General features: G+C 52.9%; 23 protein-coding genes. 13 read left to right on the top strand and 10 right to left on the bottom strand.

Annotated elements, in window-relative coordinates; translation table 11 throughout:
- Positions 1-2: 2 nt before the first annotated feature.
- From MLE19_RS08720 to MLE19_RS08700, 5 genes are all read right to left on the bottom strand, one after another.
- Entirely contained in the window at positions 3-1,229 is a 1,227-nt protein-coding gene (locus MLE19_RS08720; RefSeq protein WP_240717788.1) for a CaiB/BaiF CoA transferase family protein, read from the bottom strand.
- A 75-nt stretch (positions 1,230-1,304) separates the two neighbouring features.
- On the bottom strand, positions 1,305-2,663 hold the full coding sequence (gene hglS / locus MLE19_RS08715; RefSeq protein ID WP_240717787.1) for a 2-oxoadipate dioxygenase/decarboxylase HglS: 1,359 nt from the start codon (positions 2,661-2,663) through the stop codon (positions 1,305-1,307).
- Positions 2,664-2,709: 46 nt separating this feature from the next.
- Positions 2,710-4,209 (bottom strand): tripartite tricarboxylate transporter permease, encoded by a 1,500-nt coding sequence (locus MLE19_RS08710; RefSeq protein WP_240717786.1) that lies wholly within the window; start codon positions 4,207-4,209, stop codon positions 2,710-2,712.
- A 27-nt stretch (positions 4,210-4,236) separates the two neighbouring features.
- Complete coding sequence (locus tag MLE19_RS08705) at positions 4,237-4,743, bottom strand: tripartite tricarboxylate transporter TctB family protein (protein WP_240717785.1); 507 nt, start codon at positions 4,741-4,743, stop codon at positions 4,237-4,239.
- A 73-nt stretch (positions 4,744-4,816) separates the two neighbouring features.
- Positions 4,817-5,803 (bottom strand): Bug family tripartite tricarboxylate transporter substrate binding protein, encoded by a 987-nt coding sequence (locus MLE19_RS08700; RefSeq protein ID WP_240717784.1) that lies wholly within the window; start codon positions 5,801-5,803, stop codon positions 4,817-4,819.
- Positions 5,804-6,167: 364 nt separating this feature from the next.
- Here MLE19_RS08700 and MLE19_RS08695 point away from each other — a divergent pair, with 364 nt between their 5' ends.
- From MLE19_RS08695 to MLE19_RS08685, 3 genes are read left to right on the top strand one after another with little or no spacing between them, the layout of a single operon-like run.
- Positions 6,168-7,880 carry an FAD-dependent oxidoreductase gene (locus MLE19_RS08695; protein WP_240717783.1) on the top strand — a complete coding sequence of 571 codons (1,713 nt, stop codon included), beginning with the start codon at positions 6,168-6,170 and terminating at the stop codon, positions 7,878-7,880.
- Positions 7,873-8,712 (top strand): sugar phosphate isomerase/epimerase family protein, encoded by an 840-nt coding sequence (locus tag MLE19_RS08690; protein WP_240717782.1) that lies wholly within the window; start codon positions 7,873-7,875, stop codon positions 8,710-8,712. The genes MLE19_RS08695 and MLE19_RS08690 overlap by 8 nt, the downstream gene beginning before the upstream one ends.
- Entirely contained in the window at positions 8,709-9,578 is an 870-nt protein-coding gene (locus MLE19_RS08685) for a DMT family transporter (protein ID WP_240717781.1), read from the top strand. The genes MLE19_RS08690 and MLE19_RS08685 overlap by 4 nt, the downstream gene beginning before the upstream one ends.
- A gap of 3 nt (positions 9,579-9,581) precedes the next feature.
- Here the strand turns inward: MLE19_RS08685 and aroQ are convergent, their stop codons facing one another.
- The 3 genes from aroQ to MLE19_RS08670 are packed head-to-tail and all read right to left on the bottom strand — an operon-like array spanning position 9,582 to position 12,793.
- On the bottom strand, positions 9,582-10,028 hold the full coding sequence (gene aroQ / locus MLE19_RS08680; RefSeq protein WP_240717780.1) for a type II 3-dehydroquinate dehydratase: 447 nt from the start codon (positions 10,026-10,028) through the stop codon (positions 9,582-9,584).
- Positions 10,025-10,891: a shikimate dehydrogenase family protein gene (locus MLE19_RS08675; RefSeq protein ID WP_240717779.1), complete on the bottom strand. Its 867-nt coding sequence runs from the start codon at positions 10,889-10,891 to the stop codon at positions 10,025-10,027. Before MLE19_RS08675 ends, aroQ begins: the two co-directional genes overlap by 4 nt.
- A gap of 57 nt (positions 10,892-10,948) precedes the next feature.
- Positions 10,949-12,793: a bifunctional sugar phosphate isomerase/epimerase/4-hydroxyphenylpyruvate dioxygenase family protein gene (locus tag MLE19_RS08670; protein WP_240717778.1), complete on the bottom strand. Its 1,845-nt coding sequence runs from the start codon at positions 12,791-12,793 to the stop codon at positions 10,949-10,951.
- Positions 12,794-13,247: 454 nt separating this feature from the next.
- Between MLE19_RS08670 and MLE19_RS08665 the strand changes: the two genes are divergently transcribed.
- From MLE19_RS08665 to MLE19_RS08645, 5 genes are all read left to right on the top strand, one after another.
- On the top strand, positions 13,248-14,249 hold the full coding sequence (locus MLE19_RS08665) for a tripartite tricarboxylate transporter substrate binding protein (protein ID WP_240717777.1): 1,002 nt from the start codon (positions 13,248-13,250) through the stop codon (positions 14,247-14,249).
- Between the two features lie 60 nt (positions 14,250-14,309).
- Complete coding sequence (locus MLE19_RS08660) at positions 14,310-14,786, top strand: tripartite tricarboxylate transporter TctB family protein (protein WP_240717776.1); 477 nt, start codon at positions 14,310-14,312, stop codon at positions 14,784-14,786.
- A 21-nt stretch (positions 14,787-14,807) separates the two neighbouring features.
- Positions 14,808-16,310, top strand: coding sequence for a tripartite tricarboxylate transporter permease (locus MLE19_RS08655; protein WP_240717775.1), 1,503 nt, complete (start codon positions 14,808-14,810; stop codon positions 16,308-16,310).
- Between the two features lie 82 nt (positions 16,311-16,392).
- Positions 16,393-17,055, top strand: coding sequence for an HAD family hydrolase (locus MLE19_RS08650; protein WP_240717774.1), 663 nt, complete (start codon positions 16,393-16,395; stop codon positions 17,053-17,055).
- 114 nt (positions 17,056-17,169) lie between these two features.
- Positions 17,170-17,964 (top strand): IclR family transcriptional regulator domain-containing protein, encoded by a 795-nt coding sequence (locus MLE19_RS08645; protein ID WP_240717773.1) that lies wholly within the window; start codon positions 17,170-17,172, stop codon positions 17,962-17,964.
- On the opposite strand, the gene hglS (MLE19_RS08640) is transcribed toward MLE19_RS08645, so the two are convergent.
- The gene (hglS, locus tag MLE19_RS08640; RefSeq protein ID WP_240717772.1) at positions 17,961-19,322 is read right to left on the bottom strand and encodes a 2-oxoadipate dioxygenase/decarboxylase HglS; all 1,362 of its coding nucleotides are present in this window, start codon (positions 19,320-19,322) and stop codon (positions 17,961-17,963) included. The two genes, MLE19_RS08645 and hglS (MLE19_RS08640), sit on opposite strands and share 4 nt — an antisense overlap.
- A gap of 195 nt (positions 19,323-19,517) precedes the next feature.
- On the opposite strand from hglS (MLE19_RS08640), the gene MLE19_RS08635 reads away from it, so the two are divergent.
- Together MLE19_RS08635 and MLE19_RS08630 are read left to right on the top strand one after the other, a co-directional pair.
- A complete protein-coding gene (locus tag MLE19_RS08635; RefSeq protein WP_240717771.1) occupies positions 19,518-20,372 on the top strand; it encodes a DUF72 domain-containing protein in 855 nt (284 codons plus the stop codon).
- Between the two features lie 154 nt (positions 20,373-20,526).
- The gene (locus tag MLE19_RS08630) at positions 20,527-21,870 is read left to right on the top strand and encodes a sodium-dependent transporter (protein WP_240717770.1); all 1,344 of its coding nucleotides are present in this window, start codon (positions 20,527-20,529) and stop codon (positions 21,868-21,870) included.
- 104 nt (positions 21,871-21,974) lie between these two features.
- Here the strand turns inward: MLE19_RS08630 and MLE19_RS08625 are convergent, their stop codons facing one another.
- The gene (locus MLE19_RS08625) at positions 21,975-22,190 is read right to left on the bottom strand and encodes a PA3496 family putative envelope integrity protein (protein ID WP_071694782.1); all 216 of its coding nucleotides are present in this window, start codon (positions 22,188-22,190) and stop codon (positions 21,975-21,977) included.
- A gap of 327 nt (positions 22,191-22,517) precedes the next feature.
- Here MLE19_RS08625 and hexR point away from each other — a divergent pair, with 327 nt between their 5' ends.
- The 3 genes from hexR to MLE19_RS08610 all read left to right on the top strand — a co-directional run bounded on the left by hexR (position 22,518) and on the right by MLE19_RS08610 (position 26,338).
- Complete coding sequence (gene hexR, locus MLE19_RS08620) at positions 22,518-23,369, top strand: transcriptional regulator HexR (RefSeq protein WP_240717769.1); 852 nt, start codon at positions 22,518-22,520, stop codon at positions 23,367-23,369.
- A gap of 259 nt (positions 23,370-23,628) precedes the next feature.
- Positions 23,629-25,827: a DNA helicase II gene (gene uvrD, locus MLE19_RS08615; RefSeq protein WP_240717768.1), complete on the top strand. Its 2,199-nt coding sequence runs from the start codon at positions 23,629-23,631 to the stop codon at positions 25,825-25,827.
- A gap of 31 nt (positions 25,828-25,858) precedes the next feature.
- Positions 25,859-26,338 carry a phosphate-starvation-inducible PsiE family protein gene (locus MLE19_RS08610; protein WP_240717767.1) on the top strand — a complete coding sequence of 160 codons (480 nt, stop codon included), beginning with the start codon at positions 25,859-25,861 and terminating at the stop codon, positions 26,336-26,338.
- Positions 26,339-26,417 lie beyond the last annotated feature (79 nt).

The following is a 26,417-nucleotide window of genomic DNA, read 5'->3' as shown; positions in this document are numbered from 1 at the left end:
GTTTATTTCACTACGCCTTTTTGACGCAAGGCGCTAATTTCCGCTGCGCCTTTGTGCAGTAAGCGTTCCAAAACGCTGTCGGTATCTTCACCCAGGCGAGGGGGCGGCTTGCGGTACTCAAGCGGCGTCTTGGAGTACTTGATAGGGTTAGCCACGCCAGGCACCGAACCTGTTTCAGACGTAAGCTCTACCTTCATGCCGCGCGCCCGAACCTGCGGGTCGTCGAAGACCTGGGCAATATTTTGAATCGGGCCGCAGGGCACGCTAATAGCGCTCAGCATCTCGATCCATTCGTAACTTGCGCGGCTGAGAGTAATTTCTACCATCAATGGAATCAGTTCAAGGCGGTGCTTAACCCGCTCGGGATTGGTGCTGAAACGGGGGTCAACGGCTAGCTCGGGCCGCCCCACGGCTTCACAGAACCGCGTGAACTGACCGTCGTTGCCAATGGCGATAATCACTTTTTCGCCGTCGGCGGCAGGGAACGGCTGATAAGGAACCAAGTTAGGGTGATACTCACCGGTACGGGTTGGCGGTGTGCCGCTGCAGAAGTAATTAAGCGCCTGATTAGCCAGCCAACTAACCTGAACATCCAGCAGCGCCATATCGATATACTGGCCCTTCCCGCTGCTGTGCCGGTGATGCAACGCACCAAGAATCGCGATGGTGGCATTCATACCGGTGGTCAGGTCGGAAACCGCCATACCTACCCGTTGAGGCCCCGCACCCGGCTCCCCATCTGCTGCACCGGTAATACTCATTAAGCCTGCCTGGGCTTGAATCAGGTAGTCATAGCCAGCCATTGCGGCCATGGGGCCCGTCTGTCCAAAGCCGGTAATCGAGCAGTAAATCAAACCAGGATTGATCGCCTCTAGAGTGGCGTAGTCGAGCCCCTTGCGCGCAAGCCCTCCGCTTTTGAAGTTCTCGACCAGAATGTCACTTTCAGCGGCTAATTCACGCACCAGCGCCTGCCCTTCTGGCTGGCTTATATCGACAGTGACTGAATGCTTGCCGCGATTGGCCGAAAGATAGTAGGCCGACTCGCGAGTATCCTGGCCCTCGTTGTCCTTTAGCCAGGGAGGCCCCCAGTGCCGAGTATCGTCACCGAGGGTCGGGTGTTCAACTTTGATCACCTCGGCACCCATATCAGCCAATATCTGGGTACACCAGGGGCCCGCCATTACTCGACTAAGATCAAGTACACGTAAGCCTGCCAATGGTCCTGCCATTACGTTGCCTCCCTGGATTATGATTGGCACTGCCTACATCGATACTGAACTTCATCACTAACGCAAGAATGGGCTTTATACACCGCGTAGTTCTGCCAACGCCTGCTTCAGTGAGTTTTCCTGGCGATGCTCATACAGGGCGATCTCATCCGTAACGGGGGCCCCCAGAGCTAACTCGAACGCCTGCTGGCTTGATTGGCTGCTGTACTCGTCTTGTGTTCCATCGCCCAAGTTAGATTGGAATATCCCCGCCGCACTGACCGGCAGAAAGTCCTCATATATCATGGGGATTGCCACCAACACACCTGCCGCCAAAAGTTGCTCAATGTTATCGGTACTGCCGATATCTGCTTTAGCCCCCGGCGCTACGCGGTAATGGAAAAATGCCAGCCCCTCACGGCGCAACACTTCTTGATCATCAGGAAATTCAACAAATGCTTGCGCTAAATGAGCCTGATGGTTGGCATTGGAAGTTGATGGCTCGCCCTGCCGTGAAGCGGCTAGCAGTTGGTCGTAAAGCGTTCGTCCTTTGCGGGTTAGGGCTACCCCGCGCTGCTCGATTTCGCCGAAGCGAGCCGTATGCTGGCCCTCTGCCTCATCCGCAAAATAGATGGATTCTTCTAACGCTTTAAAACTGGTCTGACGCAATAAGATCGGGCAGTGCCGACGTGGCGGCCCTTCGATGATGGCTTTGGGTGTAATACCACTGGCGGGCATGCGCCGCTGCACTTCATCGATATCTAGAGTACGCGGGGTCAAATGATTGATATGCGGCCCACGGAAGCAGACCACGTCTGCAATCAAACGATGCTCATGATGAAGCGCTTGATAGGTCGCTAAATCGACGGTGGCATCACGGTGCCAACGGAAGGTTTCCAGTGCTTCTATGACGAATGCTTTAGCCTCCGCTTCGTTTAGCCCGCCCTGCACCTCAAAGCGTTCAATCAGAGTGACCGCCTGAGGGGTGACAATCTCTCGCGAGGCGATAATGGCAGCCGCCTGCTCGCGTAGCTCATCGTTGGCTATAAGTTCAAGTCGCAGTAACGAGGTAAATAACCGGAAAGGGTTTAATGTCAGCGCCTCATCGTCGATAGGACGAAACGCCGTTGCATGAACAGGCACGCCAGCCACTGAAAGGTCATAGTAACCAACAGGGAACATCCCCATCACGGCAAACATGCGGCGTAAAAGCGACAATTCAGCGGGGCTACCCACTCGAATGGCGCCATGCCGCTCAACGTGCAAACGCGTCATCTCACCGGTTGAGGAGAGGGCTGTTGCTAGCGAGGTATCACGCTCAATCACCTCTTGGTTAACTTCAGCTACCAGGGAAAGCAGCGTGCCGTACTGGGGCACTTCTTGCTGATACATATCGGACATCGCTTGAGAAAAGCGGTCACGGATTCGATCAGCGCTATAAAAGTAGTCACTCATTGACTCGTTCTCGTCGGGCATTCGAATTGTTGTAAACCGGCTACGGTTAAGATGTTTTTGACGCTTTATCCTGGGTCTTTCGGCGCTCTTCCAAAAAGCGATAGAACGCTAAGGCAATAGAGCCCACTGTCAGCGCGATAAAGAACCAGGTAATCGGGCCACGCACAAAGATAGACAGGTCGTTGGAACCGATTAAAAGAGAACGGCGTAGGTTATCTTCGAACATCGGGCCCAGGATGAAACCGATTAGAAACGGGGCTGCGGGTATGGCCGCCCGGTTGAATATATAGCCCAGCACGCCAAAGGCCAGCATCAACCCCACATCGAACGTATCGTTATTAACGGCGTAGGCCCCGTAAACACAAAACATCAAGACGATGGGGAAAAGGACAGGCTTTGGAATATCAGCAATTAAGGAGAAGTACTTAATGGCGACATTGCCCACTACCAGTAATATTACCGAGCTGAGCATAATGCCCATAAACAGCGCATAGATCAGCGACAGGTTCTCTTGAAACATTAACGGACCGGGCGTTAAACCATGCACCATAAAGGCACCGAGGATAATGGCAGTGATGACATCCCCAGGAATACCTAAAGAGAGCAACGGAATCATCGTCGCGCCCGCCACGCCGTTATTACCCGCCTCTGCTGCAGCAACACCCTCTACCTCACCCTTGCCGAAGTTAGCCTTATTAGGAGAGCGCCTGCGGGCATCGCTATAAGAAATAAACGCAGCGGCGGTGGCCCCGGTTCCGGGAATAGCGCCAATGACGACGCCAATTAAGCTGCCACGTACGATGCTTTTCATACAGCGTTTCAGTTCAGAAAATGCCAAGCCAGCACCACTTGCCTTAGCTTTGATGTGGGGCACCGCTTTCTTACGATAAAACTCGATAATCTCTGGTATAGCGAACAGACCGATCAGCAAAGGAATAAAGGAGATGCTATCCATTAAATTGTAACTGCCAAAGGTAAGCCGCTGGGATCCAAAAACATCGTCCAGCCCTACCATTGAAAGCAGAATGCCCAGCAATGCGGCCATCAAGCCCTTGATCATGGAGCCACTGGCAAGGGAAATAATGATGGTTAGAGAGAAACAGATCAGCCAGAAAAACTCCGGCGCCCCAAAATTAAGTGCAATCTTAGCCAAGTAAGCAGCAAAGAAGATCAGGGCAATATTGGAAATGAAATCGGCGATAACAGATGAGTAAAGCGCTGCTTTAAGCGCCTTTTTGGCATGCCCTTGCTGGGCCATGGGATAGCCATCCAACAGCGTACAGGCCGACGCAGGAGAGCCAGGCGTACGGATTAAGATTGCCGTAATCGACCCGCCGTACATACCCCCTTTATAGATCCCCACCAGTAACAGAATCGCTGCAATTGGCTGCATTGAGAAGGTAAAGGGCAGCGCTAATGCCACTGCCATTGTAGCCGTTAGCCCAGGGATAGACCCAACAACCACGCCGATGACGACCCCCACGGCGATCGCCAAAAAGTTTTCGACGCTAAAAAATAGCTGTATGACTTCCGAAAAAATTTCCATAGCTCACCTAAAACAATAATGAGTAACTCAGAGCCAAAACGGCATCATCGGAAGCGGTACGTTCATGACTTCCACAAATAAGAAGGCAACAACAATCGGAAATAGAAATGCCATGCTATATACCCACCACGTTCGAACAGGGTGAGCCACGAACAGAACCAGTGTTGCCAGAATGCCGCAGAACACCGCCCCCATCGATTCAAACAGAGCGACATAGATCACTAATGCGACGACCATCATGAAAAAACGCCGCGGCGAGCCTTTTTCAATCATCCGCTCATCCTCTTCACTAGGGCCTGAAACCAGTAACCCCTGAAAGATGAGCAGTATGGAAAACAGCAATATCAACCAGCCCACGATACGCGGCAGCCACTGGGGCGACATCATCGGGTTTTGCAGGATCGGTGGCTCATTGATGTAGTTGGGTACAAGGTAAAAGAGCAGCACAAGAGCAAAGCCAAAAAGGACAACCCCTGTAATCACATCTCCCATGTCCTTTATCTTCACCCTGCGCTTGGGATCCGATGTTGTCATCGCTGCCTTCTCCAAAGAAACAAGACAGGCGAGGATCTACGTCCTCGCCTTTACTTAAAGGTGACTACTGAGCTTATTGACTGATGCCAGCTTGCTGGGCAACTTCTTCCCAGCGCTGCAGGTCATCGGCGATGAACTGCTTGAACTCTTCACCGGCAACCTGGCCCGGCTCAGCACCTAACTGCTCAGCGAAATCCAGAAACTCTTCACGCTCCATAACGTTGGCTAGCGCCTCACGCATCGTGCTCTGCGCTTCTTCAGGGAAGGAGCTGTGAGCTATCAGGCCGAACCAGGCAGTCGTGATGAACTGATCAAGGTTGTATTCACCGATTTCTGACAGTGTCGGAACATCAGGAAGGTACTCGGAGCGCTCGGCGGAGGTAACGGCAAGAGCACGCAGATCCCCTGAGCGGATATGCGAAAGCACCGTCGGCATGTTCTCGAACGCCACATCCACATCGCCGCCCAGTAACGCAGGAAGCGCCGCGCCGCTACCGGCAAAAGGCACTGCGGTTAGGTTGGTTTCAGTCAACGTTTTAAATAACTCGCCCGACATGTGAATAGAGCTACCCACGCCGCTATGACTAAAGGTCATGTTGTCTTCTTTCGCGGCTTCCACGAAATCGATGACATTTTCATAAGGGCTGTCTGCGGGAACTACCATGACGTTAGGAATATCGATCATGTTTTGCAGAAAGACAAAATCATCGACTGGATCATAGGTTAGATCTGGGTAGATCGCGGCACCAATGGTATGGCCCGGAGATGCCATTAGAATAGTGTGATCGGCATCACGTCCGCCTCGTGCGAGACGACCTGTGCCCACCGTGGAACCCGCGCCCGGACGATTTTCTACAATCACATTGGCGTCGAGTTCTTGTTGGAGGAGATCGGCAACGCGACGCGATAGCACATCGGTAGTGCCGCCGGGTGCATATGGCACTACCAAGCGAACATCGTTGGATGGCCACTCATCGGCACTGGCTGAGGAAACCGTAACTCCAAGCGCCAGAGCGCTGCTGCAGGCGGCTATACACGTTGCGGTGAAGATATTTTTCATTTTAACTTCCTATATTGCATTGTATTTTTGTTCGCATTTCGCACATCTATTCGCATTACATACAGCGAGGTTACTCTTTTACCTGAGCTATAAAAAACACGACTTTAGTATCAAAAGTGAAAAGCTAAAGAGGATTTAACTCGTCAAGAAAATTAGCAAGCACTGATTTCACACAATAATTAGCATCTATATCCAACAAAGTATGATGAGGCTTACCAAGCAAGCGCTACCGCTCTATTAAGCATTCACTGACCGCGAAAGACATCAGTTAACCGCGAACTTTTGTACGTATTGCAAACACACGCTCTCTCCCTTAAATTATTTGAATGTCGTTTTTAATAATCTGCTCTGGGAAGAAGAGTTCATGCCCACTCGCGCCATTAGCGTTGACCTCGTAGTCGTTGGTTCAGGGGCGGCAGGGTTATCCGCTGCTGTTACGGCGGCACATCAAGGTTTGAAAGTCGTGGTGGTCGAAAAAGCCGACTGCCTCGGTGGTGCAACCGCCTGGTCGGGTGGATGGATGTGGGCGCCCTGCAACCCATTGGCTCGCGCCGCCGGCATTACTGAAGATACAGAAACAGTAAGAACCTACCTGCGCCACGAACTAGGTGAGCGATTTGATGCGCGTAAAATCGACGCCTTCCTGGCGGCATCACCCGCTATGGTCGAGTTCTTCCACGACAAGACAGCCCTCCAATTTAACGCTGGCAACGCTATCGCGGATATCCATGGGGATACACCCGGCGCAGGCACGGGCGGCCGCTCGGTGATCGCTGCGCCGTTTGATGGCCGCGAGCTAGACATCCAAACACTGAAAAAACTGCGTACCACCATGCCCGAAACAGCGTTTCTCGGCATGCCCATTCAAGCCGGGCCCGATTTGGCAGCGTTTCTCAACGTTACGCGTTCACCGAGGGCGTTTCTGCACGTTGCAAAACGCGTCTCTCGCCATCTCTTTGACTTGGCACGCCATGGTCGCGCCATGCAGTTGGTCAATGGCGTGGCGCTCACCGGGCGGTTAGCTAAATCAGCGACGGCTCTGGGGGTAGAGATGTGGGTCTCTTCCCCCGCTAAGCAACTCGTGAAGGAGGGCGAACGGGTAACGGGTGTAGTAATTGGAACGCCCGAAGGCGACGTCTCCATTCGGGCGGCGAAAGGCGTGGTCTTGGCAGCGGGCGGTTTTCCCTGGGACATCACACGGCGTAAGGCGCTGTTTCCCAAAACGCCCACGGGCGAGGAGCATTGGCCACTGCCACCCTCGTCCGCCAGTGGCGACGGTTTACACCTAGGTGAAACCGTGGGCGGCGTGGTAGACACCTCGCTTTACTCCCCCGTTGCCTGGGCACCGGTTTCGCTGGTTCCCTACCCAGACGGCCATGTGGGCCACTTTCCCCATATCATTGATCGCGCAAAACCAGGCGTGATTGGTGTGCTGAAAAATGGCCGTCGCTTCGTCAACGAAGCAAGCGGCTACTACGATTACGTCGATGCAATGGTAAAGGCGGTGCCTGAGGGCGAAGAGGTCTGCTCCTGGCTTGTGTGTTGTCACCGCTTCCAACGTCGATATGGTTTGGGCATTAGCCGCCCGGCACCACTACCTTTTAAGCATTGGATCAAAAAAGGCTACCTTAAAAGCGCTAAAACGATGGAAGCGTTGGCAGTAGAGTGCGGGATTGACCCACAAGGGCTTAAACAGACGGTTGATGAGTATAACCACCACGCTCAGTTAGGCGAAGATCCTGCCTTTGGCCGCGGCAGCACGCCCTACAATCGTAAAAACGGCGACCCGGCGAACAGGCCAAACCCCTGTGTCGCACCGCTTGATCAGGGGCCTTTTTACGCCGTAAAAGTGCAGCCTGGCAGTTTTGGCACCTTTGCCGGGCTTAAAACCAATGAGTATGCACAAGTGCTTAACACCGCCAACCAGCCTATTGATGGCCTTTATGCGGCAGGTAGTGATATGGCCAGCATCATGGGCGGCTTCTACCCTGCGGGTGGTATAAACCTGGGGCCTGCGATGACCTTTGGCTATATTGCAGGCCTTCATGCCGCAACCCAGGAGTTACCCGATGCCTGATGCCACCCCCTCTCCCCGCTTTTCGCTTGCCGCGTTGACAGTGCTTGAGCTGTCCCCACCGGACATGATTGAGGTGGCCGCCGAAGCAGGGTACGACGCTGTGGGGCTTAGGCTGATTCCCGCCACTCCGGAAGAGCATCACTTTCCACTCGCTAACGATAGGAACTTACTGCGCCGCACTCAGCAAGCGCTGCGTGATAGCGGCATTCAAGTGCTGGATATCGAGATTTTTCGCCTTAAGCCTGAAACGCGGATCGTTGAGGAGTTTGCCCATATCCTGGATATTGGTGCTGAGCTGGGCGCCAGCGAAGTATTAGTGGCGGGCAATGACGAAGACCTTATACGCACCCAGGACAACTTTGCTCAGCTTTGCGAGTTAGCTAAGTCTCGCGGCCTCTATCCGCATCTTGAGTTTATGCCCTGGACAGGCGTGAAAAACCTGGAGCAAGCCGCCAGCGTAGTGGGTGCTGCGCGTGGTCATGGGTTCGATAACGCCTGCTTACTCGTCGATGCGTTTCATTTCAATCGTTCAGCAAGCCGCCTTGAGACGCTCGCTAGTGTGCCGCCTGAATGGCTGCGCTACATGCAACTATGCGATGTGGCGGGCCCCATTCCTGATGATATGGATGAGATTTTGCGTCAGGCACGTCAAGAGCGCTGCTTCCCAGGCGACGGCGATATCGATCTCACAGGATTGCTAAGCGCTTTGCCAAAAGGACGATCAATGAGTTTAGAAATTCCAACTGACGGGCTTCGCCGACAGGGCATTTCAGCGCTGGAGCGTGCACAACGAGCATTAACCAAGGCGCGTGAGCTGTTGGCTGCTTTGTGAAGGCCTTACCCGCCGACCGTCCTCTGCTCGGTATTGGCTTTATGCTGCTGGCGGGGCTGCTGTTTGTGATGCTCGATACCGGCGTTAAGTGGCTAGGGCAAGGCTATTCACCGGTACAAATCGTGTGGGCACGCTATGCAGGGCATATGCTGGTGCTTATCGGCTATTTGCTGTGGCTGGGCTTCACTCGCGGGCAAGCGTTACTTAAAACCGAATCGCTCATGGGACAACTGTTGCGCGGTCTACTGCTACTCGGCGCCAGCACGTTCGCCTATCTAGCGCTGCGCGAACTCCCTATGTTACAGGTCTACGTGATCAACTTTAGCGCACCGCTACTGGTCACCTTACTGGCTATTCCGCTACTTAAAGAGCGTGTGACGCTAGGCCGAGGGCTGGCCGTACTGGTGGGCTTTATAGGGGTTCTCATTGCCATTGGGCCGGTCGATTGGCGTGGGCAACCTGCAGCACTACTCCCGTTTGGCATGGCGTTGTGCTTTGCGCTCTATCAACTCACGACCCGTCGCTTTGGACGTCGTGATCACCCGCTAACCTCGCTGTTCTATGCAGGGCTAGCGGGCGCAGTGATAAGCAGCTTGGTCGTGCCGTTCTTCTGGACGCCCATCGCGCTTGTCGATATGCCGCTTTTTTTGCTGGTGGGTATACTTGGTGCGGGTAGCCAACTGACCATGATTATGGCCATGCGCTGTGCCCCCGCCTCACTGGTCTCACCATTTCTTTATGTGCAGATTGTGTGGGCATCCGCTTCGGGATACCTAGTATTTGGCGATATCCCGCTGCTTGAAACGTATTTGGGCGCGGTACTCATTATCGCTGCGGGTATTTATCTTGCCACGCGGCGAACATAGCACTCATGCACTGGCAGCCTTCATAATGGCATCCAGCGCCGCTTGATAACCTTGCGTTCCTAGCCCTGCAATAACGCCGTCAGCGCGTAGGGAGACGTAGGAGTGGTGGCGGAAGCTTTCGCGCTTGTGCACGTTAGAGATGTGCACTTCGATCACCTTGCCCTCAAACGCATTGAGCGCATCCAGAATGGCAACCGACGTGTGGGTATAGGCAGCGGGGTTGATAATAATTGCCTGTGTGCCATCCAGCCTAGCGGCATGAATGGCGTCAATCAGCGCTCCCTCATGGTTGCTCTGCAAGCAATTCACTTCCCAGTCCGCCATCACGGCTTTTTCTCGTAGCGCGTTATTAACGTCTTCCAGCGTCTCATAGCCGTATATTTCCGGCTGACGAGTACCGAGTAAATTTAGATTGGGGCCGTGCATTACCAGCACTTTACCTTGGCTCATGCGTCATTCTCCTTAATCAGCTCGCGACGATAGTGGGCAAACAGCGTGGCTGACTGCTGTTCAGCCGCCTCGCGCTTAGCTTCATCTTCACAGAACAGCTTAAAGGCGTCGACGCCTTGAAACACAAAGAGGCTGACGCCGCTAACCACCGCTGCGCCCGCTTGCTTTGCCGCGGTAATAAATTCGGTGACCGCCGGTACGTACACCGCATCAAAAATCCAGTGGTGCGCCTGAACCAGCTTTGCAGGGATTGGGCAGCCAGGGCTTTTTTCGTGACCAATCGGGGTACAGTTTACGAGTCCATCGCAGTGCGGCACGGTTTCCGCTAACTGTTCGGCGGTAATCGTTGAGGCGACGAAGCCTTGCTGTTGTAGCTCATTGGCCAACTGATGTGACTTGGCGCTATCCAAATCCATCAGGATCACTTCACTTGCCCCAAGTTGCCCCAGGCCAAAGGCGACGGCTTTGCCGACACCCCCGGTGCCCATTAACAGTACTCGTCCTGGTTTTCGCTCACCTAGCGTGGCGCGAAAGCCACTCATAAAACCGGTAAAATCGGTGTTCTCGGCAATAATTTCACCTTTTTCAAACACCAGTGTATTGGCAGCCCCGACCATTTTGGCCCCAATGGAGGGGCGGGTTGCCAACTTAACGGCGGTTTCTTTCCAGGGAAACGTCACATTGACCCCGCGATAGCCCGCAGCAATAACCTTTTTAACCTGGCTTTCCAACGACTCAATCGGCTGCTCATTGGCATCAAACAGGTCGTAAGTCGTTGGGATGCCGGTGAGTTCCCCTAGCCGAGTATGGAGATCCGGCGAGCTGGAATTCATAATCGCTTTACCGATCAGGCCGAGTTTCATGAGTATCCTCCCGCGCAGTGCTGTTTCACACTGAAGCGTATTTATCGTTTTGTATAATTAGCGCTGTGCCGCCTGCGCGGCTAAGCGAATGCCCGCATTAGCGGCACCAAACTGTTGATAAGCACCACGGCGTTCTACAATTTCGAAGAAAAAACGGCCTGAAAACGTTTCGGTATAGGCATGTAAAAAATCGCCTTCGTCATTGCGATCAAACAGAATGTTGCGCTGACGCATTGCTTCCAGCAGCTCTTCCTCGAGCCCATAACGCGCATCTAGGTCGTCGTAATAATTCTGAGGGATTCTAAGCAGCGGCAAGCCGCGGGCTTGAAGCTCATCCACTGTGGCGAAGATGTCATGACTCTCGAAGGCAATCTGCTGTACACCGCCGCGAAATTCACTCAGGAACCGCCCTGGCTGGGTATCCTGCGCTTGTGAAACGGTCAACGGAATGCGAATACTCTGCTCTGGGCTGATGACGGCTTGGCTGATCATCATTCCCCTCGGGTCGATGATCTCGTTCTCCGCTGCGGCGTCAAATCCAAAGACCGTACGGTGGAAGAGCTGCCAGCTAAGTAGCTGGGTGGCAGGCAGCACATAAGAGAGATGATCAACGCGAGTCAGCCCAGCTTCATTGCGGCTCTCTTGATCAAACAGTTCAAAATCGGTACGCCACTGCAAGTCATCTGCCGCTTTATCATCCACCAGATAAACTAGGCTACCTTCTATACCTCGCAGCGCTGATATCTCCATCTCGCCTTCGCCCACTTGGCCACGGAAAGCCTGAGCTTTGAAAGCTTTAGCGCGAACAAGCCCACGCTCAACATCATCTACACGAAAACCGACTGCGCATACTGAGGTACCGTGTAGGAGACGGAAAGTGTGAGCAAAACTGTCGGTTTCAAAGTTGAGCACTAAATGAATATCACCCTGCTTCCAAAGCTCAACATTTTTGGAGCGGTGGCGGCCCACATGTCGAAAGCCTAGGGCATCGATAAACTCACCCAACGGGGCTGCGCTCTCTTCATCAAGGGTGAACTCAATAAAGTGAATGCCGTTGTAGCGCGGCGCTGGGGGAATAGGGCTTGCCCAAGGCCCCTCTTCGACCAGATTTTCCAGCAGAATGAGCGAGCGAAGGCCATCCAACGCTGTGATTTCTGTTGGCGCCGCACGGAAGGCATCACTAAAGATTTCAAGCGACAGCGGACCGTCATAACCGGTTTTGGCGAGCTCAGTCATAAAGGCTTTCAGCGGCAGACGACCTTGGCCCGGGAAACACCGGAAGTGTCGGCTCCACTGAAGTACGTCCATATCCATGAGCGGCGCATCTGCCACTTGGACAAAGAATATTTTTTCTTTAGGAATTTTACCGATAGTAGAAAGGTCGTGACCACGGGAAAGAATATGAAAGCTATCCAGCACGATACCTAAATTAGGATGATCGACGCGGCGCACCGCTTCCCATGTATCCCGGTAGTCGGAGATATGGCGCCCCCAGGCCAACGCTTCAAACCCCACTCGGATATTACGCTTAGCGGCCATTTCAGCAAGCTCACGCAAATCCGCCACTACACGATCCATATCGTCTACGGCTTGGGGGGATACGTTGCTACAAACGAGCAGAAAATCTGTCCCTAACTGCTCCATCAGCTCGAACTTTCGCTCTGCACGCTTAAGATTGCGACTGCGCTGTGGCTCCGGCATCGCCTCAAAGTCGCGAAACGGTTGGAAAGCAACGATAGTAAGCCCCAGGCTTTCGCACAGCTTGCGAACTTCTTCCGGGGAACCATCAAAGGAGAGTAGATCATTCTCAAATATTTCGACGCCATCAAAGCCCGCGCGGGCAATGGCTTCTAGCTTGGTTCGTAGATCACCACTAAGGCAAACAGTTGCAATTGCGCGCATAGCGTCCTCCAAGGTAGTGCTTCCTAGCTGGGTTGCTTGGGCACCACGACTATTATGTTTAGTTATAGCTGAGCCAATAGATTGCAGTATAGACAACCATTGTTCGCATAGCGTTCTTTAGTTCGCATTATGCATGATGAAGTGGGGGTAATGGCAACCAATTCATCTCGCCGCTAGCACTACGTCTAAGGACATGGCGATACTACGCCCTTTATAATGAGTAGAAAGAGGAACTAATGCATGCTTTGCTCAATTACTTCTTCTTATTAAGCGCAGCTTACAATAGCGTCGAATAGGCCTTGATGATGCATTACACCTTGGTCTTATAAGAACGATTGTTGATTGACAGCAATCAAAGCGACCACTAGTGTTCGCTTTAAGTACTTAAGTTCGTAAAGCGAACTAATAACGCCATTGGCAGTACCTAATATAATAACTCGTTGGAGGATAAAGCATGACTAAGCCACTTTTCACCCAGTTGGCCATCGCTATCGGCTCTATAGCAGTTGCGGGCGGCGCTTTCGCCGATTATCCCGAGCGTAACATTCAAGGCACCATACAGTGGGGTGCCGGTGGGGCAACCGACAACGTCGTACGCAGCCTGACACCTCATGTAGAAGAAGTACTGGATACCACCATTGTGCTTACCAACCGGGCAGGTGGTACTGGCGTTATCGGCATGAACCATGTCATGCGTCAGCGCCCTGACGGCTACAATCTGCTTTTTGGTGCCGAAAACCCGCAGCTATATCCGCTAATGGGTTTAGCAGAATTCACTTACGATGATATGCATCCCATCAATATTATCGGGCAAGGGCTAGTCGTCATCGCCACTCATCCTGAAAGCGAGTTTGATACTTTCGCTGAGTTGCTTGAATACGCCCACGAAAACCCAGGTGAACTCAAAATGGGTGGCACCGGCGCGGGTGGCCTACCAAGCACTATCCACGCCATGATTAACTCAGTCGATGATCTTGATGTGCGAACCGTGACCTTCGGTGGCGATGGCCCAGGCGTAACCGCGCTGCTGGGTGAACATATCGATTTTATGCCCCTTAGCCTTTCTGCTGTCGCTGAGCAGATTCGTGCTGGCCGTCTAAAGGGTCTGGCCGTGCTGGGTAGCGAAGAGCTTGCAGACCTGCCAGGCGTTCCACCAATCACTGATGCTATTCCAGAACTGGAGTCGTTCTTACCCTGGGGTCCATTTTGGGGTGTGTTTGTCCATGAAGATACGCCCGATGATGTGAAAGCTACCTTGGAAGATGCCTATGAGCAGGCCGTTGCCAGTGATGGATTCCAGGAGTTCTTAACCAACTTTGGCGGCGAATCACTCAACCTTAATGGTGAAGAAGCACAGCAGTACTTGGATAACTGGCAGTCCGTAACCGCATGGTCCATGTTTGAGGCGGATGCAGTCGAAAAATCCCCTGAAGAGCTAGGCATTCCACGCCCTTAACGCCTTCTCTTCCTATGACTTAGGGGGCAGGGAAACAACCTGTCCCCTTGGAGTCTATTTATGACTAAAAAAATAGAGCGTGTTCAAGCCGGAGAGAAAGTATTCGATTGGCTATTACTGCTTTTTAGTATCGTCGTATTGTATGAAGCTTATCGCATTGATGACGGCATACGTTTGAATTCAGCTGGCTCGTTTCCCATCGGGTTAGCACTCATCATGCTTGGCTCCTCGCTGGCCATTCTTTTCAGCCACCGCCGCAAGCAACGGGACCCGCACATTCTCACGGCCACGCAAGAGTTCAAAGTGTTTCTACATGAGCACTTTAAACCACATATTGTAGTGTTCTCGATAGTGTCGATGCTTTATTTAGCGGCAATTATGTGGACAAGCTTTTACGTCAGTACGTTTATCTTTTTAGCCGCTATGTTCATTTATTATCGTCAAGGAAAAATCATTAGTTCTTTAATGATTGCCACGCTGGCTATTGCGGTAATTTACGTTCTTTTCACGATCGTCTTTCGTGTTTACCTTCCTTGATTATGACCCCCGAGGCATCCAATGAGTGATACCTTCTCTTACCTGCTCATGGCTTGGCTTGATCCAGGCCTTCTAGGCTTAACCGCCCTAGGTGTACTCGCCGGTATTTATGTCGGTGCGATTCCCGGCTTATCCGTCACGATGGCCGTCTCTATTTTGATCTCCTTTACTTTTTCTTGGGAGATCAATAACGCACTAGCGCTAATGGTAGGTATCTATGTTGGCGGCGTTTACGGCGGTTCGCGCACTGCCATTTTGCTCAACATTCCTGGTGCTCCCTCAGCAGTTACCACCGCGTTCGACGGCTATCCGCTGGCCCTAAAAGGTGAAGCAGGCAAGGCGATTGGACTAAGCACCGTCATGTCCGTGATCGGCGGCTTAATTGGTGTTCTTGTGCTGGCTCTCACTGCGCCACACCTTGCTGATTTAGCACTACAGTTTGCACCCCGCGACTACTTTTTAATTGCTGTCATGGGTTTGTTATTGGTCAGTTCGCTGTCAGGCAAGTCACTTGCACGTGGCATTTTCTCAGTTGCCTTGGGTGCCACCATCGGGCTGGTGGGCATGGACATGGTGACTGCTCAGCCACGCCTGACGATGGGTAGCATGGAGCTGCTGGGCGGGATTCACTATGTGGTGGTCATGATCGGCCTATTTGGTGTAGCAGAAGCATTTTATCAACTGCACAACATGGCCAAAGTGCCGGTGAAGCAGAATGTCGATAAGATCGTTCCTCCTCTCAACATGGTGCTTAAGTTTTTACCGCTCTCAATACGTACTTCAATTATCGGTGTCGTAGTGGGCGCGTTGCCTGGTACGGGTGGGGATATTGCTTCGTTATTTGCCTACGACCATGCTAAACGCTCGGTAAAAAACCCCGAAGTCCCGTTTGGTGAAGGTGCATATGAAGGGCTTGTCGCGCCAGAGTCAGCGAATAATGCGGCCGTAGGGGGTGCTTACGTACCCATGCTAACACTGGGCATGCCAGGGGATGCGGTCACTGCGGTGATGATTGGTGCACTGGTCATTCATGGCTTGAATCCAGGCCCTATGCTGATGATTGAAACGCCGTATATGTTTTGGTTTACCGTTGGCAACTTAGCATTAGCAAACATTTTTCTGCTGTTCTTTGGGCTTACCGGCATCAAGCTCTTTACCAAAATTGTTGAAGTGCCTAAAGCCATCATGATTCCGCTAATTTTAGTGCTCTGTGTGGTAGGTACTTACTCGCTCAATAGCAGCATGACGGAAGTCTATTGGATGCTGGGCTTTGGCATTTTAGGCTACTGGCTGAAAATGTTTGGCTTTCAGATGGGCCCAATTATTCTAGGTGTCATTTTGGGCCCCCTATTGGACGAATCTTATCGTCAAGCGATGTCATCGGTAGGCGATAGCAGTGTAGATTTTCTACTTGGGTTGGTGGTCAATCCGCTTTCGTTAGTACTAACTTCCGTCATTGTACTGGTTCTTCTAGGCAACACCCCACTAAAAGGGTGGTTATATTCACGCTTTAAACGTCGCTAACGCTCGTACAACGGCACACTTTGATTAAGAAGGTGCCGTTATTTTTGCTTGGTCATGTCAACTTAGCCAGCGGAGTAGTTCGGTGAGTGATGACGAAACGATCCCTTTTTATGCACTGGTCTTTGACTTCGATGGTGTAGTTCTCGACTCTGCAACACTAAAGCGTCAGGCATTTGCCGATGTTTATCGTCAAACGCCTGAAAGCCAGTACCGCGCCGTTGTTGCCTATCTTAGCCGACGCGGGGGCCAGCCCAGAGAAGTTAAGTTTCGTCATATCGAAGAGCATATATTGGGCAAGCAGACCAATGAGGCACGCATTCAAGAACTTTGTCGTCAATTTAAGGCCAGCGTGGAAGAACGCTTACTGGACGCACCCCATATCCCTGGAGCACTGGAATTCCTAAGCGATTGGCAACATCAACGATTGCTATACCTTTTGTCTGCCACACCCGAACAAGAACTAACGGCTATTGTAGAACAGCGTCAATTGACGCCCTATTTTAAAGAGGTAGTAGGTGCACCTCCCGATAAAGCCACAGGCTTACGCAACTTGCTAACCCGCCACCAATTGGCTCCGAAAGCCACCGTTATGATTGGCGATTCGTACAACGATTATCGCGCCGCTCGTTCTAACGGAACTCTGTTCGTGGGCGTGACCGCAAACCCCGCCGAATCTCCTTTTCCCAACGATGTCATTACGATTAAAGATTTACACGCATTAACGCACGCACTCACTCTTTTATGACAGCCTAAGCTGCTGATGTACTTATCAAGCGCATTAGCGCATATATGTTCGCTATTCGAACAATATGCTATATTGGCCTCCTAAATTTACGTCTCTTTCGATGAGTGGACACCGATGGAAGAACAGCTCCAGGATGAAATGTTAACCCCCGAAGACCGTGACTTCGTGACTGCGTTGGCGAGTGGCCTGGAAGTTATTTTAGCGTTTGATGAAAGCCACCCCAGGATGACCCTTAGCGAAGTGGCCACGCGCACTGGTATGAACCGAGCGAAAGCGCGGCGCTTCCTACTTACCCTGCATGCGCTCGGCTATGTGCGCAAACAGCAGCGCTACTTTGAGTTAGCGCCGCGGGTGCTGCAGTTGGGTTACTCGTTTTTGTCTGCCAATAATTATCGCAGCGCTATTCAACAGTATTTAGAGGAGATCACTAACGAGTGTGGAGAGTCTTCCTCTTTAGGCGTACTCGATGGCGATGAAGTCATTTATGTCGCGCGCTCAGCGGCGCGTCACCGCTTAATGGCTATCACGTTGTCTATCGGCACTCGGTTACCGGCCGCTTATACCTCCATGGGGCGGGTCCTTCTTGCTCAACTGCCGGAAGCTGAACTGGATGCCTATTTAGCGCGGATAACGCTGCAGCGCTATACCGATAAAACCTTTGCAACAAAAGGCGAGCTTAAAAAGTGTATCGATAAAGCGCGCCAGCAAGGTTATGCCATTGCTGATCAAGAGCTCGACTCTGGCTTACGCTCGCTGGCGGTCCCTGCATTTGATGCAAATGGCAAACTATTAGGTGCTATTAACATTAGCACCAACGCTGCACGTATCGATTTAGATACGCTACTTAAAGAGTATTTACCGCTGCTTCAGTCAAAAGCTCGCCTCATTCGCACCACCATAAGCTGCTAACCTGCCAATTGCGCCAGCGCCTGTTCAAGCGATGCTTGCTGGCGCTGGGCATACAGCTCAATCTCATTGATCACTTCAACCCCCAAGGCCTGCTCAAACTGCTGCTGGCTTGCGCTGCTGGTGTAATTTTCATGGCTGTTTCCACCCAGGTTGGACTGAAAAATACCGGCCGCGCTAACGGGTAAGAAGTCCTCATAAATCATGGGCGTTATCATGAGAACCCCCTGTTCGACTAGGCTATCCACCTGCTCTATCGAAACGGATCCTTGCACAGAGGCGCCCTGAACCGCCTGATAATGGAAAAACGCTAACCCTTCACGCCGTAGCGTTGTGTCATCATCCGGGAAATCCTTAAACACCTCGGATAAATGCGCCTGATGGGCATCGTTATTCGCCGCGGCGGGAGCATTTTCCCGGGCAGCCGCCAGCAGGCGATCATAGAGCGCTCGCCCCTTATGCGTTAAAGCGATACCACGCTGCTCGATTTCACCGAAGCGGGCGGTGTGTTTGCCTTCGGCTGCATCCGCGAAGGCGATGGTCTCCTCCAGCGCTTTAAAGCTGGTTTGGCGTAACAGGATCGGGCAGTCGCGACGCGGGGGCCCTTCAATCGTCGCTTTGGGGTCAATGCCCACGCCGGACATACGCCGCTGTACTTCATCAATATCTAACGTTCGTGGCGTTAGGTGATTAATATGCGGGCCGCGGAAGCAAACCACGTCGGCAATCAGGCGATGCTCATTATGCAAACGTTCGTAGGTGGCTAAGTCGACGGTTGCTTCGTCATGCCAGCGGAACGTTTCCAGCGCCTCTTGTACGAACTGCTCGGCATCGGTGGTGTTGAGCCCACCCTGCTGCTCAAAGCGCTCAATGAGCGTTTTTACTTCTGCCGTAAAGATGTCTCGGTTGCGTAAAACGTCACTCGCCTGCTCCCTTAGTTCGGTTTTTTCGATCAGCTCAAGGCGCAGTAGCGAGGTAAAGACGCGAAAGGGGTTACGCTTGAGCGAACTGTCCGAAACTGGCCGAAACGCCGTGGAGTGCACCGGCACGCCTGCCGCCGCCAGGTCGTAATAACCCACCGGCTGCATTCCCATGACCGCGAACATGCGTCGCAACATGGCGAGCTCATCCGCGCTGCCCACCCGAATCGCACCATGGCGTTCAACGTTGATACGCGCTAACTCATCACTACCCTGCAGGGCACTGTTAAGCGCAGGGTTAGCGGTTAACACCTCTTGATTAACGGCCTCGACCAGCGATAGCAAGGTGCCGTATTGTGGTACCTCCTGCTGATACATCGCTGACATCGCGCTGGAAAACTGGTCGCGGATCTTATCACTGCTTACGAAAGCTGCGTTCATGGGGCTGTCCTGTTGATAAAGGGGCCATACCTGCATAGTAGCGCTATCAGCGTCTTAACAATTTCACATTTTCCGCGCCTTGCTATACATAAAAGCCATACATGAACCCTATAAAAGCCGCTCACACTGCTTAACGGGCAAACACTCTAACCTGTTATATTAGCGCTTTATCTTGTTGACTCAGGTATGGCACCCATGACGCTTCCGCTTTATTTAGGCTTGCCCATGTGGGCCAATCAAGACTGGCTCGGCAGCCTTTATCCGCGCCATGCCAAATCAGAACTATTGAGCGATTATGCAGCGGTATTTTCCAGCGTAGAGGGAAATACCACGTTTTATAGTGGCATTCCAAAGCCCGAAACGGTTGCCGCCTGGGCGCGCCAAGCGCCGCCGCACTTTCGTTTCTGCTTTAAACTACCGGCCAGCGTGACCCACGATCAACGGCTTACGCGGCTGGAAGATGCCTGGGCGTTTTTAGCGGCGCTTGAACCGCTGCACTCTCAGCTTGGACCGACCATGGTTCAGTTACCGCGCGATTTTGGCCCCCAGGAGCTGCCGCAGCTTGAAGCGTTGCTCGCGGCTTGGCCTTCACATCTTCCTTGCGCAGTGGAAGTACGCCACCCTGAGTTTTTCCACAAAGGGACTGCTGAAATCGCCCTCAACCGCCTGTTGATAACTTATTCGGCCAACCGAGTGATGCTTGATGTGCGCCCTGTCTTCTCAACGCCCGCAAATGACCATATCGGGCTGGCACATGCACAGCAAGAAAAGCCGAAACTCCCACTACACGTGCTTTCCACGGCAAATTATCCGGTGATTCGTTTCATTGGCCATATTGACAAAACAATAAACAGTGACTACTTCACCGCCTGGAAGGCTCAACTAAAGCTGTGGATAAATCAGGGGAAAACCCCTTTCTTATTTGTGCATACTGCAGATAATCGTGAGTCTCCCCATATGGCCCGCTTACTCTACAATGCACTTGGAAAAATTACCCCGTTACCCCCGCTGGCGCCTTTTGCGGGTGAAAAGCAAAGCCAGCTGTTTTAGCCCATTAATTTAGGTCAGCTAACTGGCATGCTTGGAGTTGATCAGATAAATTGCGCTTACTTTCGGAAAAGACGCTGGCAATAACGCTATTTTTCGAAAACTCACGTGCCCAGCACGCAGTGACTTACACAATAAACGACTTAATGGGTGATATATGGCGAAGCTTGCGCATGCGCAGTGGTCATCGCGAATGACCTTTGTGCTGGCCGCCGCTGGTTCAGCGGTGGGTCTAGGTAATATCTGGAAATTTCCCTACATGGTGGGTGAAAGCGGCGGCGCTGCTTTCGTGTTTGTTTATTTACTTTGTATCGCGCTGATTGGCTTGCCTATTCTCGTCTCTGAGTGGCTACTTGGGCGGCGTGGTCAAAAGAACCCTGCCAGCACGATGTCTGAGCTGGCCCGCACGGCGAATAAGCCTAAAGCATGGGCTATTGTGGGGATTAGCGGCATTATCGGGGCGTTTTTGATTTTGTCGTTTTATAGCGTGATTGGCGGCTGGTCGCTTTATTACACCTTAAACTCGGTGAGCGGGACGTTTAGCGGCCAAGATGCCGACGGCATTGGCGCACTGTTTAATGGCATGCTAAGCAACCCAGGTTTACTGCTGCTAGGCCACTCAGTCTTTATGCTGCTGGTGATTGGCATTGTCGCCCGCGGTGTTACGAAGGGGCTTGAAGGAGCAGTGCGCATCTTGATGCCGGTTCTTGCCCTGCTACTCGTTGTACTGATCGGTTACGGCATGTCGACCGGCCACTTTGGCGAAGCACTGACGTATATGTTCAACCCGGACTGGAGCAAGCTCACCGCAGAAACCGTGCTAGCCGCGCTCGGCCACGCCTTCTTTACCCTTTCACTGGGCATGGGCATCATGATGGCTTACGGCTCTTACCTGGGCAAAGAGATCAACCTCCTGCAAACCGCCCGCACGGTCATCATTATGGATACCGTCATCGCCCTAGGCGCTGGGTTAGCCATTTTCCCGATTGTGTTTGCCAACAACCTGGATGTTGCTTCGGGCCCTGGGTTGATCTTCGTCACTCTGCCGCTAGCGTTTGGCAATATGGATGGTGGCATGATCCTGGGCTTGATGTTCTTTTTACTATTAACATTTGCAGCGCTGACTTCGGCCATTTCACTGCTTGAACCCGTGGTGGAATTCATTGAAGAGCGCTCGCCGCTCAGTCGTGTCATGGCCACCATTGTGGCAGGCGTAGGGGCTTGGTTACTTGGGGTGGCGGCCCTGCTATCGTTCAACGTGTGGAGCGAGCCGCTCATGTTTGGGCTGGGGGTGTTTGATCTGCTTGATACGTTGACCAGCAAAATAATGCTGCCGCTAACCGGGCTAGGCGCGATTCTCTTCACCGCTTGGTGTTTAGAGCGAGACAGTGTCGAAGCCGAACTAGGCCTTTCCGCGACCGGCAAGAGCATATGGAACATCATCGCGCGCTATTTAGCGCCCGCTGGGGTTATTGCTGTGTTTATTACAGGCCTAATTTAAGCCTAACTCACTTGTATGCTTGGCTCTCTTTGAGCGAAGCCGTTTCTGCCCTGCTCATCGGCAGGGCAATGTGATTTCTCGCTTAAACTCTTAGCACTTTTAAATCAGTGCAATTCGCTCTCTTGCCGTTCTTCATCGGGCAAGGGGGCGATATCCCGCGATAACTTCTGAAACTCTCGGTGCAGTTCAATACCACGTCTCGCTCTTAAGCTACGCTGGGCAGCGCTACGTTGGCGTTGAGCATGCTCATCCACTTGCAAACTCATAAAGATGTCGAGTAATTCGCTTTTAACCGAGGTGATTCGTTCGACGTTTCTCATAATCGACGTTCCTCCAGGTGAATATGCCTTCGTCCACCTGCATCTGTGACGACTGTTATGATGCAGTGCGGCACTTCAATTATTACTATAACCTACTTGACAAAATGATGACCAATCTTAAAAAAACTGACTAACGACCTTTAAACGCTGACAAAACACCGCCCGATAGTTAGTGGCCCTCCCCACTCATTAAGGCATACTGTGATTATCAGCATTGATTGCATACAAAGCATGACCATGAGCAGACAAACAGAAACGATCGTTTCAAACGGCCGTATATTGGCGTACTGTTGAATACCTGTTGGTTGAGCACCCAAGGAGCTGAACGTGAGTCGCGCCCTGTTCGATGAAATGAGACGCCGCATGGAGCACTTTCGACGCTCCGAGCAAAAAGTGGCGCGGTTTGTACTGCGCAACCCCGAAGAGGTCATCCACATGCGCATTGTGGATCTGGCCACCGAAGCCACCGTTAGCGAACCTACCGTGGTGCGCTTTTGCCGTGCGCTGGGGTGCAATGGCTTTCAAGACTTCAAGCTACAGCTGGCACAAATGCTGGCCAGCGGCAGTCAGTTCGCACAATTCTCAATGAACGACAGCGACTCGGTTGCTGAGTTTTCCCATAGCATTTTCGATTCCACCGTGGGCACTCTGCTATCTGTTCGTGACCGGCTGGATAACGAATCACTGGGTCGTGCAGTGAACGCGCTGGCAATGGCCAACCGGGTTGAGTTCTACGGCTTCGGTGCGTCTGGTGCGGTGGCATTTGATGCCCAGCACAAGTTTTTCCGCCTGCAAATTTCCACATCTGCCTACGCCGACCCGCATATGCAGAACATGTCGGCAGTGACTTTAAAAGAGGGCGACGTCGTCGTCGCGATTTCCCAAACCGGCCGCACCAAAGCGTTGGTCGCCAGCGTGCGCTTGGCCCGTGAAGCGGGTGCAACGGTGATTGGCCTCTGCCCCAGCGGCTCGCCACTCGCCGAGGAAGTCAGCCTGCCGCTGTATATCGATGTCCATGAAGACACCGAGATTTACACCCCGCTTAGCTCGCGGATTGCCCATTTGGTGCTGATTGACGTACTTGCCGTGGGTGTCGCCAAAACCCGCGGCCCGAAACTCGCCGAACAGCTTAAAGCGGTTAAAAAGAGCCTTAATACGCTACGCTTCCCAGAAGAATAATTAGCGTCTTAGCGCTGCCATAGCTATAAGCCTCGGTTCCGAGGACAGGCTTACGCGAGGGCGCTGTAAACCCGTCCTTGGGCGCTACTTTTGCCATCCATGGCAAAAGACCCTCGCTTCAGCCTGCCCTCGTCCCCTGTTAGAAAGTTTTTTAAAGGTAGCAGTTGCGAATAACTGCAATCACTAAACCTGTATACACAGCCAGTTCGCTGGCTGTGCTAGACTAGCCGCCTATTTTTTTGATCCGGCAGCGGCTACTATGGACGACGTCACGGCGATTCTCGATCAGCTCAACTCCGCCCAGCGCGAAGCAGTGAGCGCCCCCCAAGGTAACCTGTTGGTGCTTGCAGGCGCAGGTTCCGGCAAGACCCGCGTGCTGGTTCATCGCATCGCCTGGCTAATGCAGGCGGAAGGGCTGTCTCCCTACGCGCTGCTAGCGGTTACCTTTACCAACAAAGCCTCCAAAGAGATGCGTACACGCCTCGAGGCGCTACTCAGCCTCTCGATGCGGCATGTTTGGGTCGGCACCTTTCACTCCATAGCCCACCGCCTGCTGCGCACCCACTGGCAGGATGCCAAGCTGCCGCAACACTTCCAAATCATCGACTCTGATGACCAGCTACGTCTGGTCAAACGGCTGCTGAAAGATTACTCCATCGACGACGAACGCTACCCGCCCCGCCAAGTGCAGCATTTTATTTCCGGTTGCAAAGAGGAGGGTCTGCGCCCGCATCAAGTCAATGTGGATGGCGATGCCTACATGGGTCAGATGGTCGAGCTCTACGAGCGCTACCAGCTCACCTGTGAGCGCGGCGGCCTAGTCGATTTCGGTGAACTGCTGCTACGCAGCCTGGAGCTACTGCGCGATAACCCCGCGCTGCTGAAACACTATCAAGAGCGCTTTGGTCACGTCCTGGTGGATGAGTTTCAGGATACCAATACCCTGCAATACGCCTGGCTAAAGCTGCTCACCGGCATGAAAACGCCAATGACCGCCGTCGGTGATGACGACCAGTCGATCTACGGCTGGCGCGGTGCCAAGGTGGAGAATATCAGCCGCTTTGAGCAGGAGTTTCCGCAAACCCATACCGTGCGTCTAGAGCAGAACTATCGCTCCACCAGCGCGATTCTTGAAGCCGCCAATACGCTGATCAGCCACAACAGCGAGCGGATGGGTAAAAACCTGTGGACCGACGGCATCGAAGGCGAGCCGATCTCGATTTACGCCGGGTTTAACGACCTGGAGGAAGCCCGCTATATCGTCGATACCATCAAGGAGAAGGTCGACGAAGGGTTTAACCGCCGCGATATCGCGATTCTCTACCGCTCCAACGCCCAGTCGCGGTTGTTGGAAGAGACGCTGATTCGCCAAGGCATGCCCTACCGTATTTATGGAGGCCACCGCTTCTACGAGCGCCTGGAAATCAAAAATGCCCTGGCCTACCTGCGGCTGATGCTCAACCGCGATGACGACGCTTCGCTGGAGCGGGTGATCAATGTGCCCACCCGCGGTATCGGCACACGCACGGTAGAGATTGTCCGCCTGCGCGCCCGTGAACAAGGCGTTCCCTTGTGGCAGGCGCTCCACGATGCGATTAACGACGGCACATTGAAGGGCCGCGCGGCCAATGCGGTGCAAACCTTCGCCAACCTGATCGAGCAGCTCGATAACGATGCTTCCGGCATGGCGCTGCACGAGATTATCGATCACGTTACCGTACATACCGGCTTGATAGAGCACCACAAAAGCGAGCGCGGCGAGAAAGGTCAGGCACGGGTCGAAAACCTGGAAGAGCTGGTCACCGCCGCCCGCGCCTTTACTCAAGGCGATGTGTTTGAAGCACCTGAGGCGGGCGAAGGCATGGCGGCACTGGAAGCGTTTCTCTCAGAAGCCGCCCTTAACGCTGGCGACCACGAGGCCGAAGAGTTTGAGGATAGCGTGCAGCTGATGACATTGCACTCCGCCAAAGGCCTGGAGTTCCCCGTGGTGTTTATTGCCGGTGTTGAAGAGGGGCTGTTTCCCCATAAGATGTCCATTGAGGAACCGGGCAGGCTCGAAGAGGAGCGCAGACTCTGTTACGTGGGTGTCACACGCGCCATGCAGAAGCTCTACCTCACACACGCCGAAACCCGCCGCCTGCACGGTAAAGAGGTGTTTCCACGCCCCTCGCGCTTTCTTCGCGAGCTGCCCCCGCACCTGCTGGAAGAAGTCCGCCTGCGGGGGCATATTTCACGCCCGGTCACCGCCTCGCGCACTTCCTTTGCCCAGCAAAGCGTCGAGAGCAGCGGCGACCTACCCAGCCTCCATGTAGGGCAAGGCGTTGAGCACCCGGTATTCGGCGAAGGGATTATTCTTAACGCAGAGGGCGAAGGCGCCCGCGCACGGGTGCAAGTCAGCTTTGAAGGCGAAGGGGTCAAATGGCTAGTGCTTGGCTTTGCCAAGCTGACGCCTCTATAAGCCCACACCTTAACCCCGCAGGTAGATCATCATGAAGCAACGCTTAAAACGCCTATTTCCAGAAGTGTGCAACGGGTGGGATGCGCTGAGCGGCTACCAGCGCTTTGAACGCTTAGTATCACTGGTACTGACCCTCGCCATCGGCGGCGCCGTGTTGGTCGCCATGTATTATCTGGTCATACATGTGATCCAATTGTTATTTATTCAAAGCCGCGATCCCTTCGACTACCGCGTATTTCAAGCTCTCTTCGATATGATTCTTACCGTCTTGATTGCCATGGAGTTTAATAACTCTATCGTTCGCACGATGACCAGTGGCAAAGGTTTTATCCACGTCGAAATAGTGGTGTTGATTGCCATTATGGCGCTGGTACGCAAGTTTATGGTGCTGGATATGGAAGTTATCGATCCTTGGCAAATTGGTGCACTGTCGGCCGCGGTCTTGGCATTAGGCGGCTGCTATTGGCTGGTACGTCATGGCAACAGTATGAAAGACGCGGCGGATGATTGATCAGAAGGCTTGCGAGCTAAATTCGCTATAAAGCATACTAACAAGCGGACACGGCGCACTCAGCGCCCTATAACAACAG

It is taken from the genome of Vreelandella neptunia, from assembly GCF_022489065.1.
Lineage (GTDB): Bacteria > Pseudomonadota > Gammaproteobacteria > Pseudomonadales > Halomonadaceae > Vreelandella > Vreelandella neptunia_A.
The sequence above is the reverse complement of the archived record's forward strand: the minus strand, read 5'-3'. Positions and strand labels throughout refer to the sequence as shown.